This window comes from Sphingomonas aracearum (genome assembly GCF_003345355.1).
Taxonomy (GTDB): domain Bacteria; phylum Pseudomonadota; class Alphaproteobacteria; order Sphingomonadales; family Sphingomonadaceae; genus Sphingomonas; species Sphingomonas aracearum.
Map to the genome: position 1 here is coordinate 904,956 of NZ_QQNB01000001.1, position 13,739 is coordinate 918,694.

At 69.5% G+C, this 13,739-nt stretch carries 13 protein-coding genes; 6 read left to right on the plus strand and 7 right to left on the minus strand.

What is annotated here, in order from left to right:
- Position 1: 1 nt before the first annotated feature.
- Complete coding sequence (locus tag DVW87_RS04445; RefSeq protein WP_114686505.1) at positions 2–418, minus strand: VOC family protein; 417 nt, start codon at positions 416–418, stop codon at positions 2–4.
- Between the two features lie 127 nt (positions 419–545).
- Here DVW87_RS04445 and lnt point away from each other — a divergent pair, with 127 nt between their 5' ends.
- Positions 546–2,096: an apolipoprotein N-acyltransferase gene (lnt, locus tag DVW87_RS04450; protein WP_114686506.1), complete on the plus strand. Its 1,551-nt coding sequence runs from the start codon at positions 546–548 to the stop codon at positions 2,094–2,096.
- Positions 2,097–2,167: 71 nt separating this feature from the next.
- Positions 2,168–3,379: a methionine adenosyltransferase gene (metK, locus tag DVW87_RS04455; protein WP_114686507.1), complete on the plus strand. Its 1,212-nt coding sequence runs from the start codon at positions 2,168–2,170 to the stop codon at positions 3,377–3,379.
- Between the two features lie 54 nt (positions 3,380–3,433).
- Here metK and DVW87_RS04460 read toward each other — a convergent pair whose 3' ends face one another.
- Positions 3,434–4,042 carry a phosphatase PAP2 family protein gene (locus DVW87_RS04460; RefSeq protein WP_114686508.1) on the minus strand — a complete coding sequence of 203 codons (609 nt, stop codon included), beginning with the start codon at positions 4,040–4,042 and terminating at the stop codon, positions 3,434–3,436.
- Positions 4,043–4,122: 80 nt separating this feature from the next.
- On the opposite strand from DVW87_RS04460, the gene trmB reads away from it, so the two are divergent.
- A complete protein-coding gene (gene trmB, locus DVW87_RS04465) occupies positions 4,123–4,803 on the plus strand; it encodes a tRNA (guanosine(46)-N7)-methyltransferase TrmB (protein ID WP_114686509.1) in 681 nt (226 codons plus the stop codon).
- A gap of 3 nt (positions 4,804–4,806) precedes the next feature.
- Here the strand turns inward: trmB and DVW87_RS04470 are convergent, their stop codons facing one another.
- The 3 genes from DVW87_RS04470 to DVW87_RS04480 are packed head-to-tail and all read right to left on the minus strand — an operon-like array spanning position 4,807 to position 8,313.
- Entirely contained in the window at positions 4,807–5,847 is a 1,041-nt protein-coding gene (locus DVW87_RS04470) for a sodium:calcium antiporter (protein WP_114686510.1), read from the minus strand.
- 40 nt (positions 5,848–5,887) lie between these two features.
- On the minus strand, positions 5,888–7,192 hold the full coding sequence (pncB, locus tag DVW87_RS04475) for a nicotinate phosphoribosyltransferase (protein WP_114686511.1): 1,305 nt from the start codon (positions 7,190–7,192) through the stop codon (positions 5,888–5,890).
- 32 nt (positions 7,193–7,224) lie between these two features.
- Positions 7,225–8,313, minus strand: coding sequence for a GNAT family N-acetyltransferase (locus DVW87_RS04480; RefSeq protein WP_114686512.1), 1,089 nt, complete (start codon positions 8,311–8,313; stop codon positions 7,225–7,227).
- Positions 8,314–8,398: 85 nt separating this feature from the next.
- Between DVW87_RS04480 and DVW87_RS04485 the strand changes: the two genes are divergently transcribed.
- From DVW87_RS04485 to DVW87_RS04495, 3 genes are all read left to right on the plus strand, one after another.
- On the plus strand, positions 8,399–8,875 hold the full coding sequence (locus tag DVW87_RS04485) for a DUF2721 domain-containing protein (protein WP_114686513.1): 477 nt from the start codon (positions 8,399–8,401) through the stop codon (positions 8,873–8,875).
- A gap of 75 nt (positions 8,876–8,950) precedes the next feature.
- Positions 8,951–10,240 (plus strand): MFS transporter, encoded by a 1,290-nt coding sequence (locus DVW87_RS04490; RefSeq protein WP_114686514.1) that lies wholly within the window; start codon positions 8,951–8,953, stop codon positions 10,238–10,240.
- Between the two features lie 178 nt (positions 10,241–10,418).
- Complete coding sequence (locus DVW87_RS04495; RefSeq protein ID WP_147276212.1) at positions 10,419–10,922, plus strand: PilZ domain-containing protein; 504 nt, start codon at positions 10,419–10,421, stop codon at positions 10,920–10,922.
- 2 nt (positions 10,923–10,924) lie between these two features.
- Here the strand turns inward: DVW87_RS04495 and DVW87_RS04500 are convergent, their stop codons facing one another.
- Entirely contained in the window at positions 10,925–11,164 is a 240-nt protein-coding gene (locus tag DVW87_RS04500) for a hypothetical protein (protein WP_114686516.1), read from the minus strand.
- Positions 11,165–11,425: 261 nt separating this feature from the next.
- Positions 11,426–13,681, minus strand: a complete 2,256-nt coding sequence (locus tag DVW87_RS04505) for an NADP-dependent malic enzyme (RefSeq protein ID WP_114686517.1) — start codon at positions 13,679–13,681, stop codon at positions 11,426–11,428.
- Positions 13,682–13,739: the final 58 nt, after the last annotated feature.

Here is a 13,739-nt window from a genome sequence, read left to right on the forward strand (position 1 = left end):
CTTACTTCGCGAACAGGAAGGCGTCGTCGGCAAACGCCTTGAACTCCAGCGCGTTGCCGCTGGGATCGTGGAAGAACATGGTCGCCTGTTCGCCGACCTGCCCCGCGAACCGGACATGCGGCGCGATGCCGAAGGAGACGCCCGCCGCCTTCACGCGATCCGCCAGCGCGTGCCAGTCCGGCAGGGTCAGGACGACGCCGAAATGGGGCACCGGCACATGGTGGCCGTCCACCTCGTTCGCCACCGCCAGCGGCTTTGCGGCGGGATCGAGATGGGCGACGATCTGGTGGCCGAACAGGTCGAAGTCGATCCACTGGTCGGACGAGCGGCCCTCCGGGCAGCCGAGCACCCCGCCGTAAAAGGCGCGCGCGGCGGCAAGATCGTGGACGGGAAAGGCGAGGTGGAAGGGTCTGAGCATGGGTGTGTCATAGACCCGCCACACCTGCGCGTCACCCTTGACTTGTTCCCGGGTCCACCGTGCCGCATAAGCCGCCCGGTGCGTGGCCCGGTGGATGCCGGAACGAGTCCGGCATGACGGAGTGGCAATGGCACGTTTCCTCGATGGCCGCTGGGCGTGGCTTGCGCCGCTGGCGCTGGGCGCCGCGTCCGCCACCGGCTTCGCGCCGCTCGATCTCTGGCCGGTGACGGTCGGCTGTTTCTGCGCATGGCTGCTGCTCGTTTACCGCGCGCCGGGCTTGGGCAAGGCGCTGCTCACGGGCTGGCTGTTCGGCGTCGGCCATTTCACCATCGGCAACAACTGGATCCAGCACGCCTTCGATTTCCAGCAGTCGATGCCGCCCGCGCTCGGCTATCTCGCGGTGGTCGCGCTGGCGCTGTACCTGGCCATCTATCCGATGCTGGCGGCGGGCCTCGCCTGGCGCTTCGGGCGGAGCGCGGCGCGCCCGGATGCCGCCTTCGCCGCGGTGTTCGGCGCAGGCTGGATCGCCACCGAATGGCTGCGCGCGACCATGTTCACCGGCTATGCCTGGAACCCGCTGGCGGTGATCTGGGTGCCGCTCCCGCCCCTTTCCTCGCTGGCGGCCTGGATCGGCACCTATGCCCTGTCGGGGCTCACGGTGCTGCTGGCCGGCCTGCTGCTGGCGGCATCGGGAAACCGGCGGCGGATGCTGGCGAGCGCGGGCGCGCTGGCGGTCGGCTTTGCGGCGCTGCTGCTGACGCGACCGGCCGTACCGCCGTCCCCTGCCGGCGCGCCGCTGCTGCGGGTGGTGCAGCCGAACATCGGCCAGAACGAGCGCAGCGAGTTCGACGGCGAGGTGATGCACGCACGCCTGGCGGCCCTGTCCGGCCGGCCCGACGCGGTGCCGCGGCTGGTGCTGTGGCCCGAAGGCGTGATCCGCGAATATCTCGAGGATGGCTATCCTTACTGGTATTATGAGGGGCTGACCCCGCGCTATGCCCGGCGGCGCCTTTCCCGGCTGCTCGGCCCGCGCGACGTGCTGCTCGCCGGGTCCACCGCCCTGCAATTCACCCGCGACGACGAGATCGAAAGCGCGACCAACTCGGTGTTCGCGGTGGGCGCCGACGCGCGGCTGCACGGCCGCTACGACAAGGCGCACCTCGTCCCTTATGGCGAGTATCTGCCGATGCGCCCGATCCTGTCGGCGATCGGGCTGTCGCGGCTGGTGCCGGGCGACATCGACTTTGCGGACGGTCCCGGCCCGCGGGCGATCGCCGTGCCCGGCTTCGGTTCGGTCGGCGTGCAGATCTGCTACGAGATCATCTTTTCCGGGCAGGTGGTGGACGAGGCGCACCGCCCGCGCCTCCTGTTCAACCCCTCCAACGACGCGTGGTTCGGCTCCTGGGGACCGCCGGAGCATCTCGCCCAGGCACGGCTGCGCGCGATCGAGGAAGGGCTGCCGATCGTCCGCGCGACGCCCACCGGCATTTCCGCGGTGATCGCCGCCAATGGCGCGCTGCTCGGCGCGCTGCCCCTGAACCGCGCCGGCGCGCTGCAGATGCCGATGCCCCAGCCGCTGCCGCCCACGCTGTTCGCGCGCGCGGGCCAGTGGATGAGCGTGGCGGCCGTCCTGGCGCTCGCCGCGCTGGCGGTTGCGCTGCGCCGCCGCCGGCTCTAGGGCACATATAAGGAAAGCCTTATATCGGCATGGCAACGGCCGCGGCTTTCCACAGAAACGAAGGAAATCCGATGCGTTCCAACTATCTCTTCACGTCCGAATCCGTCTCCGAAGGCCATCCGGACAAGGTCGCCGACCAGATCAGCGACGCCATTGTCGACCTGTTCCTCAGCAAGGATCCCGAGGCGCGCATCGCCTGCGAGACGCTGACCACCACGCAGCTGGTGGTGCTGGCAGGCGAGATCCGCTGCAAGGGCGTGTACGAGAACGACCAGTGGGCCGAGGGCGCGCAGGAAGAGATCGAGCGCACCGTGCGCGAGACGGTGAAGCGCATCGGCTACGAGCAGGACGGCTTCCACTGGCAGACCTTCCGCTTCGAGAACAACCTCCACGCCCAGTCCGCCCACATCGCGCAGGGCGTGGACGCGTCCGGCAACAAGGACGAGGGCGCCGGCGACCAGGGCATCATGTTCGGCTTCGCCTGCGACGAGACGCCGGACCTGATGCCGGCCACGCTGGACTACAGCCACAAGATCCTGGCCCGCATGGCCGCCGACCGCCATTCGGGTGCCGCGCCCTTCCTGGAGCCGGACGCCAAGAGCCAGGTCACGCTGCGCTTCGACAACGGCAAGCCGGTCGCCGCCACCGCGATCGTCGTCTCCACCCAGCATGCCAGGGGCTATGACGAGGGCGAGAAGGAAGCCGAGCTCAAGAATTACGTGAAGCAGGTCGTCGCCGACATCCTGCCCGCGGAGCTGCTGTCGGGCGACACCGTGTACCACATCAACCCCACCGGCAGCTTCGAGATCGGCGGGCCGGACGGCGATGCGGGGCTCACCGGCCGCAAGATCATCGTCGACACCTATGGCGGCGCGAGCCCGCACGGCGGCGGCGCATTCAGCGGCAAGGACCCGACCAAGGTTGATCGCTCGGCCGCGTACATCACCCGCTATCTGGCGAAGAACATCGTCGCGGCGGGCCTCGCCACGCGCGTCACCATCCAGCTTGCCTATGCGATCGGCGTCGCGGCGCCCCTGTCGCTCTATGTCGACACGCACGGCACCGGCACGGTGGACGATGCCGCGATCGAGGATGCGATCAAGGGCATCGACAAGCTGGGCGGCCTCACCCCGCGCGGCATCCGCACGCATCTCGGCCTCAACAAGCCGATCTACCGGCCGACCGCCGCCTACGGCCATTTCGGCCGCAAGCCGGAAGGCGACTTCTTCCCCTGGGAGCGCACCGACCTGGCCGACGACCTGAAGGCCGCGCTGGCGCGCTGACCGCACGGCCGGTGCGAACATGGAGGGCGGTCCTGCGGGGCCGCCCTTCTGCGTTCAGGACGGCCGGCGCCGGCGGGCGACCCGCAGCAGCGCGCGCTCGCCCCAGTCGACCAGCCGGCTTGCCAGCGGCTCGGCGGCAAGGCCGATCAGCGCGCCCGCCAGCACGTCGCCCGGGTAATGCGTGCCGCGCGGCACCTGGATCGCGGCGGCCGCCACGGCGGCGGAATGGGCGAGCGGCGCGGCGGCCGGATAGTCCCGCGCCACGGCCCGCGCCACCGCCACGGCCCCGGCGGTGTGGCCGGACGGAAAGGCGTTCTCGTTGCGCTCGTACCGCCGGCCCTTTTTCAGCTTTCCCTTTGTCCCCCGCTCGCTCGCGGCATCGGGGCGCGTGCGATCGACCCGCCGCTTGATCGCGGCCTTGGCCTGGGTGGCGATGGCATGGGCCAGCAGCATGCGCGCGCCGGCGCGCACCATCGCCGGATCCCGGCGCAGCGCCCCCACCGCCGCCGTGCCGAGCGACAGCAGGACGAGCGGCGGCTGGTCGGTCAGCTCGCTCGCCGCGCCGCCGAGCCGGATCACCGCGGCGTCCGACGCGGCCAGCCGGTCGGACAGCGCGGCGTCGAGCTTCTCCGCCTTGCTCTTCTTGCGGTGCTTGTCGGTCATGCGCGTCTCCTGCCTCCTTGCATAACCGGCGGCGGCGTTGGCGGTTGCCCTGTGCCGCGCGGGCGCTAAACCCCCGCGCCATGAACGATCCGACGACCATCCGCCGCCTGTACGGCCGCCGCCAGGGACACAAGCTGCGCGAGGGACAGGCGCGGCTGGTCGAGGAACTGCTGCCGCGCATCAGCGTGCCGGAGGACGGCCCGCTCGACGCGGCACGCCTGTTCGGCAGCGACCGCCCGCTCCAGTTCGAGATCGGCTTCGGCGCCGGCGAGCATCTTGCCGGCCAGGCCAAGGCGAACCCGGATACCGGCTTTATCGGCTGCGAACCGTTCCTGAACGGCGTGGTCGGCGCGCTGCTGCACGTGCGCGACGAGAACCTCGAGAACGTCCGCGTGCACATGGGCGACGCGCTGGAGGTGCTGGAGCGGCTGCCCGATGCCAGCCTGGACCGGCTCTACCTGCTCCATCCCGATCCCTGGCCCAAGGCCCGCCATGCCAAGCGCCGCATGATGAACCACGGGCCCCTCGACCTCGTCGCAAGGAAGCTGAAGCCGGGCGGCGAGTTCCGCCTGGGCACCGACGACCCGACCTATTGCCGCTGGTCGATGATGGTCATGGACCAGCGTCGCGACTTCGAGTGGCGGGCGGAGACCCCGCGCGACTTTCTCGATCGCCCCGCCGACTGGCCGGAAACGCGCTACGAGCGCAAGGCGCGCCGCAAGGGGCACGAGGTGTGGTACTTCCGCTACACGCGGCTCTGATCGCTACAGCTGCGCCAGCACCGCCAGCCCGCCGAGGAACACGACGATCACCGCCGCCGAATCCACGCCCATCTTGAAGATGGTGCGGTCGCGATGCTCGAGCAGGCCGACCATGAAGATGCCGATCAGCGTGGCGCCGAGCAGGGCGGACACCGTCTCGAACTTGCCCAGCGTGTTGATGACCGGCTCGCCGCGGAAAAAGGCGTCGCTCAGCGGGAACAGCGCCAGGTTGACGAAATTGGTGCCGAGCACCTGGCCGAATGCCATTTCCGGGCGGTTCAGCTTCAGCGCGGCGATGATGGTGACCAGCTCGGGCAGCGAGGTCGCGGTGCCGATCAGGCCAAAGCCGACCACCGCGCTGGTCAGGCCGAGCTGCGTCGCCAGGCCGTCGCCCACCTCCGACAGCGTGTAGCCCGCCGCGAAGATCGCCGCGCCGGTGATCGCGATCTCCACCCACAACCGCGTCAGGCTGGCCTGCGGCGCGGGATCGTCCTCCGCCGTGTCCGGCTTGCCGTCCCCGTCCTCGTCCACCATCCACGGCGAGCGCTTGTCGTGGCTGGCCGACAGCCAGAACGACAGCACCGCGAGCACGGCAATGGCGATGCTGCCCGCGCCCAATCCCGCCACCGGCACATCGCCCACCGTGATGAGCCCCGCGATCACGATCAGCACGATCATGCACGTCGCCGCCATCATCATGGTGGAAGGCTTGGCAACGATGGAGGTGACCGCCTGGCGCCCGATGAACGCGTCCACCACCGCCAGCAGCAGCACGTTGATCGCCGCGGAGCCGAGCAGGTTGTTGATCGCCAGCGCCGGCTTGCCGATCGACGCGGCGGTGATCGTGTTCGCCACCTCCGGCAGCGAGGTGATGCCGCCCAGCAGCAGCATGCCGACAAACGCATGGTCGAGCCGGGTCTTGGCCGCCACCGCGTCCAGCGCCGTGGTCAGCCGCCCGCCGGCGAACCAGATGACGAGCCCCGCCGCGAGGAACAGGAGGACGTTGACCCAGATCGGGTAGGAAGCGGTGTTGGCTAGCGGCATTCCCGGCGAACGAGGGGTCGCCGGCGATGTTCCGGCCGCGTCACACCTCCACGCGGCGCTCCGCCCTGCCCTCCGCACCGAAAACGCGCAGGTAGCGGGCGATCTCGTCGGGCCGGCCGGTCGCCTTGGCGGGATTGTCGGACAGTTTCACCACCGGGCGCCCGTCCGCTTCCACCACCTTTGCCACCAGCGAGATCGGCTCCAGCATGTGCCCGCCGGCCGGATCGCAGCCGCGGAAATCGTTGGTCAGGTTGGTGCCCCAGCCGAAGCTCATCCGCGCGCGACCGTGGAAATGCCGGTACGTCTGCTCGATCGTGTCCACGTCCATGCCGTCGGAGAAGATGAGGAGCTTGGTGCGCGGATCCTGCCCCTTTTCGCGCCACCAGGACAGGATATGCTCGCCCCCCTCGATCGGCGGCGCGCTGTCCGGGCGAAAGCCGGTCCAGCCCGCGACCCAGTCGGGCGCGTCGCGCAGGAACGCCGCGGTGCCGAACGCGTCCGGCAGGACGACCAGCAGGTTGCCGCGGTACAGCTGCCGCCACTCCTCCAGCACCCGGTACGGCGCGGCGTGCAGCGCGGCATCGTCCGGGGCCAGGGCGCCGAGCACCATCGGCAGCTCGTGCGCGTTGGTGCCGATCGCCTCCAGGTCGTTGTCCATCGCCAGCAGCACGTTGGACGTGCCGATGAAGCGGCTGCCGAGCCCTTCCTTCAGCGCCTCCACGCACCAGCGCTGCCACAGAAAGCCGTGCCGCCGCCGGGTGCCGAAATCGGACAGGACGAGATCGGGCAGGTCGCGCAGCCGCTCCACCTTCTCCCACAGCTTGGCCTTGGCGCGCGCGTACAGCACGTCCAGCTCGAAGCGCGCCCGGTCCTTCAGCACGGCGCGGGCGCGCAGCTCGTTGACGATGGCGAGCGCCGGCACCTCCCACAAGGTGGTGTGCGTCCACGGGCCAGCGAAGCGCAGCTCGTACTGGCCGTCCACCCGGCGCAGCTCGTAGTCGGGCAGCTGCACCTCGGCGAGCCAGGCGAGGAAGTCGGGCGAGAACATCCGCGTCTCGCCGTAAAAGGTGTTGCCGGCGAGCCAGATCAGCTCCTTCTTCGCCAGCCGCAGCGTACGGGCATGGTCGAGCTGCTCGCGCAGGGCGCCCTCGTCGATCTCGTCGGCCAGCCGCACATGGGTGGAGCGGTTGATGAGCTGAAAGGTCGCCTGCACCTCGCGATGCTTCAGCCAGATCATCTGCAGCATCAGCAGCTTGTAGAAGTCGGTGTCCAGCAGCGAGCGGACGATCGGATCGAGCCGCCAATTGTGGTTCCAGACGCGGGTGGCGATGTCGGTCACGGGCATGATCCGGCCTTTAGGCCGCGACTAGCGCCGCGTCACCGTCCAGAACGCCGCCACAGTCCGCCCAGCGCCCGTCCGGCAAGCGCCGGCACGCCCGGACGCAGCAACAGCCAGTCGCGAAGGGCCGGCCCCGCGGTCGCGCCGATCACGCTCTTGTACCCGCTGTCTCCCGCGCCCCAGTCCACCGCCGTGATGCCATCCTCCGCCGCCCGCACCAGGTTGCGCCAGTAGAGCAGCTTCCCCGGCGAATGCCTGGCGACATCCGGATCGTAGCTGTTGGCGATCGCGTATTTCAGCGCGCCGGCGTTGAGATCGAACGAAAACGCCGCCGGGCGGCCGTCGATGCGCAGCACCGCGGCCCACATCATGTCCGCCAGCACCGGATCCGTCGCCGCCGCGCGCCAGAACGCGCCATGCCCGGTGTCGGTGAACTTGGCATCGCGGCCGGAGGTGCGCGCGGCGACCCAGCTCTTCGCCTCCACCGCGGCCAGCGCATCGAACAGATCGTGGTTCCAGTCCGCGCCGGACACGAACGACCAGTCGAGCGCGCCATGGCTCGCGAGGTGCTTCTCGTGAAAGCGGTTCTTCTTCAGCGTGGACGTGCGCGGCCACGGCCCCTCGGCCCGGGCGGCGGCCATGTCGAGCAGGTAGCTGTCCGCCACGAAGCGGTCGAGCACCGCCCAGCCGCGGTCGCGCGCCGCCGCCAGCAGCCCCTCGGCCGCCGGATCGCCGTCCTGGACCGGCCCCAGCCGCACCGCGCGCCATTCGTGCGCCAGCGTGTCCGCCAGGACGGCAAAGACGCGGGGATCGGCATGGCGGGCCACCGGAAAGCCGCGAAACGGCCAATAGCATCCGGGCACGGCGCCCATCCGCAGCACGGCGGGGCCGACCGCCACGACCGGCAGCGCGGCCATCGGCTCGCCTTCCGCCTCGACCAGCACCGTTCGCGCGTGCCCGCCATAGGCGGCAAGCGCCGCGGCGAACCACTGGAAGCGCAGGAACCGGTAGGCCGGCGGCGCGGCGGCGGCCACCCGGTCGATCAGCCCGGACAGGCCATCCACCACCTGCCCGCGCACCAGCGGGCGCAGGCGGGTGAACTCCTCGAGGCGCATCGGCTTGGTCATGATCCACCGCCGGCGCTAGCAACGAATCCTTACCGGGGTGTGCAAGGCTTGCATCCGCGCCCGCGCTTTCGCATCCTCCCGGCTTATGTTCTCCACGCCGGCGATTTCCACCATCCAGCAGGCGATCCAGCTGTCGCTTTCCCCCGTGTTCATGCTGGCGGGCATCGGCGCGCTCATCAACGTGCTCGCCGGCCGGCTTTCCCGCGTGGTGGACCGCGCCCGCGCGCTGGAGGACCTGCACCCGCGCACGCAAGGGCGCGAGCATGAGCGCCATGTCCGGGAACTGCGCCTGCTCGATCGGCGGATGAGCGTCATCAACGGCTCGCTGGTGCTGGGCGTTTCCTCCGCGATCATGACCTGCATCCTGGTGGCGATGATGTTCCTGGCGGAGCTGGTGAAGCTGCATATCGGCACGGCTATCGCGCTCAGCTTCATTGTCGCCATGGGCCTGCTCGTCGCGGCGCTCGCGGCGTTCCTGATCGAGGTGCGGCTGTCGCTGTCGGCCATCCGCATCCGCCGCGATCTGCTGGAGCTCGAACTGGAACGCGACCGGCGCGAATAGAGAAGTTGCCCCCGCCGGCCCGGCTCGGCTAGACACGCGCCCAGCATCGCCACGATCAAAGGCCCTCCTTCCCCCATGCTCAATGCGCTCGGCCTGCTGAAGGAGCGCCGGTTCCTGCCCTTGTTCGCGACCCAGTTCCTGGGCGCGTTCAACGACAACCTGTTCAAGACCTCCATGGTGCTGTTCGCCACCTATGAGATCTTCAACGATCCGGGCAAGGAATCGAACTTCAACGCGCTGGCCACCGGCCTCGGCATCCTGCCGTTCTTCCTCCTGTCGGCCCTGTCGGGCCAGCTGGCGGACACGACGGACAAGGCCCGCATCATCCGGCTGGTGAAGCTGGCGGAGATCGGCATCATGCTGGTCGGCGCGGGCGGGCTGGTGCTGGCGCGGGCCGGGCATGGCCAGCTCGGCATGGGGCTGATGCTGGGCGCGGTGCTGCTGCTGGGCGTGCATTCCACCTTTTTCGGCCCGATCAAATACGCCATCCTGCCCCAGGCCCTGCGCGAGGACGAGGTGCTGGCGGGCACCGGCCTGGTCGAGGCGGGTACCTATCTCGCCATCCTTTCCGGCACCGTGCTGGCCGGCTGGATCAACACCGATGTCGCCGCGGTGGCCGTGCTGTTGGTGGCGGTGGTCGGCTTCTTCACCGGCCGGATGGTGCCCTCCGCGCCGCGCGAGGGCGCCGAGCTGAAGATCAACTTCAACCCGCTCACCTCCTCCTGGCGGCTCATCAGCGCCACCCTGCACATTCCCCGCCTGTTCCTGGCGATCTGCGCGATCAGCTTCTTCTGGACGATCGGCAGCGTGCTCATCATCATCTTCCCGCCGCTGGTGAAGAACGTGCTGACCGCCGACGAACGCGTCGCGAGCCTCACCATCGCGATCTTCTCCGTCGGCGTGGCGATCGGCTCCGTGGTCATCAACACCATGCTGAAGGGCAAGGTTTCGGCGAAATACGCCCCCGCCAGCGTGCTGATGATGGGCGCCTTCGTGGTGCTGTTCTCGCTGATCGCGCGCAGCTGGACGCCCGCCGCGCCCGGCCATTTCTACGGCGTGGCCGAGTTCCTGGCACAGCCGCGCGCCGTCGGCATCCTGCTGGTCCTGCTGGCCATCGCGATCACCGGCGGCATGTTCGTGGTGCCGCTCTACGCCTTTCTCACCACCACCGTGACCAAGGACCAGACCGCGCGCACCGTGGCGGCGAACAATGTCGTCAATTCGGGCGCCATGACGCTGGGGGCGGCGGCGGTGCTCATCATCACCGGGTTCGGCGTGAAGCCGGAGGACATGCTGTTCCTAGTCGCCGCCATGTGCCTGTATTCCGCCTGGCTCGCGCAGAAGCTCCACCGCGCCTGCGACTGAGCCGCCCGCCGCCGTGGCCGATCCGGTCCCAAACGCAAGAATTCCTTAGGTTTCCGCTGCAAAAACAGACCATTGTCGGTGGTCTGGGTGTAACAGCGATGGGCGCGCGTACATTCGTCGGAAAGCTGCGCGAAGGTCGCCACCGCCATGCTTGCGCCCGTCGGCGAAGGCCGGGGCCGTGAAGAAGCGCGAGCCCCGCCGCCCCTGCCTGGTCAAGGCGCGGATGCGCGATGGCGCGGACTGGACCGACGTGGTGATCCACAACATGTCCTCCCGCGGCCTGCTGGCAAGCTGCGCGCGCGCCCTGCGTCCGGGCGCCGTGATCGAGATCCGCCGCGTTCACCACATCATCATCGGGCGCGTGGTGTGGGCGCGCGGCCGCTCCGTCGGCGTGCGCACGCAGGACCGGATCGACATCGACGGCATCATCGCCGCCCGGGCGCCGGATCGTCCTCCTGCCGTGCAGGAGGACGCCGAGCGGCGCAACACCTCCCGCGCGCTGACGCAGCGTGACATCGCCGAGCGCGCGGAGCGCAGCCGCACGACGGCGCGACTGTTCCAGTTCGTGCTGTTGACCGGCGCGGTGGGGGGCGGCGCGCTGCTGCTCGCCACGGAGATGCTGCGCCTTCTCGGCGGAACGCTGGGCCGGGTGACCGCCGCCCTGGCCGGGACCGCCGGCTAGGTTCAGAAGATGAACGTCGCGAAGCAGATGAAAAAGGCGGTGAAGCTCAGCACGAAGAGCTTCAGGTCCTGATCCTCGTCGCGGGTGGACAGCGACACGCCGCCGCGCTTGTTCTTCAGCAGGCGGCGCATCGGGTGCCCCCCGCCGCGCACGGTGCGGCGAAACGGGTGGCCGCGCTTCCCGAGCCGGTGGCGGAACGGGTGACCGGAGGCGGCGGAGCGAGGCGTGAAGTGCGTCGGCATGGTGAGACGTTAACGCCTCGTTTACGATTCTGCCCCGCGCGTCCTGTGGTTAACCGCGTCCCGGCCCGGGACGGCGCGCCCTAGGGCGTGTACTCATAACCGGCAATGGCCCTTCTCGGGCGACCGCTTCGCGGCGGGCCGCTTTTGGCGCCAGGCGGCGTCGCGCGTCGATCACGATGCTTGTGCATCGCTCTCTCCTTGCTCCTGGCCTGGCGCCAAAATCGGCTCCGTCCCGACCGTTGCCGGTTATGAGTACACGCCCTAGCGGGCGATGCCGCCCGCCGCCAGCACCGCCAGCGTCACCAGCTCGCCCGCCGTCGAGGTCATGGGGGCGATCTGCACCGGCTTTTCCAAGCCGATCAGCATCGGGCCGATCACGCTGTCCCCGCCCAGCTCGCGCAGGAGCTTGGCGGAGATATGCGCCGATTGCAGGCCCGGCATGATGAGCACGTTGGCCGGGCCGGACAGCCGCGCGAAGGGGTAGTTGGCCAGCTGGCGCGGGTTGAGCGCCACGTCGGGCGGCATCTCGCCTTCATATTCGAAGCCGACCTGGCGCCCGTCGAGCACGGTCACCGCGTCGCGCACATTGTCCAGCCACTCGCCCTTGGGGTTGCCGAAGGTGGAATAGCTGAGGAACGCCACGCGCGGCTCGTGGCCCATGCGGCGGGCCACGGCGGCGGTCTGTTCGGCGAAGTCGGCCAGCTCCTCGGCGGTCGGCCGCTCGTTCACCGTGGTGTCGGCGATGAACACGGTGTGGCTCTGCCCGACGAGCAGGTGGATGCCGAACGGGGTGCGGCCCGGCTCGGCATTGATGACGCGCTTCACCTCGCGCATGGTCTGCGCCCAGGTGCGCGTGATGCCGGTGATCATCGCGTCGGCCTCGCCCAGCTGCAGCATCAGCGAGCCGAAGATGTTGCGGTCCTGGTTGACCATCCGCTCCACCTCGCGGCGCAGATAGCCGCGGCGCTGGAGCCGGGCGTAGAGGAAGTCCACCATGCGCGGCACCAGCGGCGAGACGCGGCTGTTGTGCACCTCGAAGCTCTGCGGATCGGAAACGCCCAGCGCCGCCAGCCGGTCGTACACGTCCTCGCGGCCGACCAGCACCGGCGTGCCGTAACCGCCGTCGCGAAAGGCGATGGCGGCGCGTAGCACCACTTCCTCCTCGCCCTCCGCGAACAGCACCCGCTTGGGATGCGCGCGCGCGCCTTCATAGGCCAGCGTCAGCACGGAAGTGGTCGGGTTCAGGCGCGCGCGCAGCTGCTGGCGATAGGCCTGCATGTCGAGGATCGGCTTGCGGGCGACGCCCGAATCCATCGCCGCCCGGGCGACGGCGGACGGCACCAGCTCCATCAGCCGCGGATCGAACGGCGCGGGGATGATATATTCCGGGCCGAAGCTGTGCTGCGTGCCGTAGGCGATCGCCACTTCCTCCGGCACCTGCTGGCGGGCGAGCTCGGCGATGGCGCGGGCGGCGGCGATCTTCATCTCGTCGTTGATGCCCGTCGCGCGCACGTCCAGCGCGCCGCGGAAGATGAAGGGAAAGCCGATCACGTTGTTGACCTGGTTCGGATAATCCGAGCGGCCGGTAGCGACGATCGCGTCGGGGCGCGCCGCCTTGGCGAGTTCGGGGCGGATCTCCGGCTCCGGATTGGCCATGGCGAAAATGATCGGCGCGGCCGCCATGTCCTTCACCATCTCCGGCTTCAGCGCGCCCGCGGCGGACAGGCCCAGGAACACGTCGGCGCCGTGCAGCGCCTCGGTCAGCGTGCGGCGGTCGGTGGCGGCGGCATGGGCGGACTGCCACTGGTTCACGTCGTCGCGGCCCTGGTAGATCACGCCGGTGCGATCGCACATGATGACGTTGTCCTGCCGCACGCCCATCGCCTTGATCAGCTCGGTGCAGGCGATCGCCGCGGCCCCCGCGCCGTTCACCACCACCTTGACGTCCTGCAGGCTGCGGCCGGTCAGCAGGCAGGCGTTGATGAGGCCGGCGGCGGTGATGATCGCGGTGCCGTGCTGGTCGTCATGGAAGACCGGAATGTTCATCCGCTCGCGCAGGGTCTGCTCGATGATGAAGCATTCGGGGGCCTTGATGTCCTCCAGGTTGATGCCGCCGAAGCTCGGCTCCATCAGTTCCACGGCGTCGATGAAGCGGTTCACGTCCTCCGTCTTCAGCTCGATGTCGATCGAATCGACGTCGGCGAAGCGCTTGAACAGCACCGACTTGCCTTCCATCACCGGCTTGGAGGCAAGCGCGCCGAGATTGCCCATGCCCAGGATCGCGGTGCCGTTGGAGATCACCGCAACGAGATTGCCCTTGGTGGTATAGTCGTAGGCCGCGGCGGGATCGTCGGCGATCGCCTGCACCGGCACGGCGACGCCCGGCGAATAGGCCAGCGCCAGGTCGCGCTGCGTCGCCATCGGCTTGGACGCCACGATCTCCAGCTTGCCCGGCCGCCCTTCGGAATGGAACAGCAGCGCCTCGCGTTCGGAGAACTGGACGTTGGTTTCGGACATGCACTTCACTCCCGGGGCTCGGCCCGTGTGTGGCGGAGCGGACGCGCGGGATCAACCC

Excerpts from the sequence above, each read along its gene's own strand:
- DVW87_RS04445 (WP_114686505.1), bottom strand. The coding sequence starts at position 418 with ATGCTCAGACCCTTCCACCTCGCCTTTCCCGTCCACGATCTTGCCGCC.
- lnt (WP_114686506.1), top strand. The coding sequence starts at position 546 with ATGGCACGTTTCCTCGATGGCCGCTGGGCGTGGCTTGCGCCGCTGGCG.
- metK (WP_114686507.1), top strand. The coding sequence starts at position 2,168 with ATGCGTTCCAACTATCTCTTCACGTCCGAATCCGTCTCCGAAGGCCAT.
- DVW87_RS04460 (WP_114686508.1), bottom strand. The coding sequence starts at position 4,042 with ATGACCGACAAGCACCGCAAGAAGAGCAAGGCGGAGAAGCTCGACGCC.
- trmB (WP_114686509.1), top strand. The coding sequence starts at position 4,123 with ATGAACGATCCGACGACCATCCGCCGCCTGTACGGCCGCCGCCAGGGA.
- DVW87_RS04470 (WP_114686510.1), bottom strand. The coding sequence starts at position 5,847 with ATGCCGCTAGCCAACACCGCTTCCTACCCGATCTGGGTCAACGTCCTC.
- pncB (WP_114686511.1), bottom strand. The coding sequence starts at position 7,192 with ATGCCCGTGACCGACATCGCCACCCGCGTCTGGAACCACAATTGGCGG.
- DVW87_RS04480 (WP_114686512.1), bottom strand. The coding sequence starts at position 8,313 with ATGACCAAGCCGATGCGCCTCGAGGAGTTCACCCGCCTGCGCCCGCTG.
- DVW87_RS04485 (WP_114686513.1), top strand. The coding sequence starts at position 8,399 with ATGTTCTCCACGCCGGCGATTTCCACCATCCAGCAGGCGATCCAGCTG.
- DVW87_RS04490 (WP_114686514.1), top strand. The coding sequence starts at position 8,951 with ATGCTCAATGCGCTCGGCCTGCTGAAGGAGCGCCGGTTCCTGCCCTTG.
- DVW87_RS04500 (WP_114686516.1), bottom strand. The coding sequence starts at position 11,164 with ATGCCGACGCACTTCACGCCTCGCTCCGCCGCCTCCGGTCACCCGTTC.
- DVW87_RS04505 (WP_114686517.1), bottom strand. The coding sequence starts at position 13,681 with ATGTCCGAAACCAACGTCCAGTTCTCCGAACGCGAGGCGCTGCTGTTC.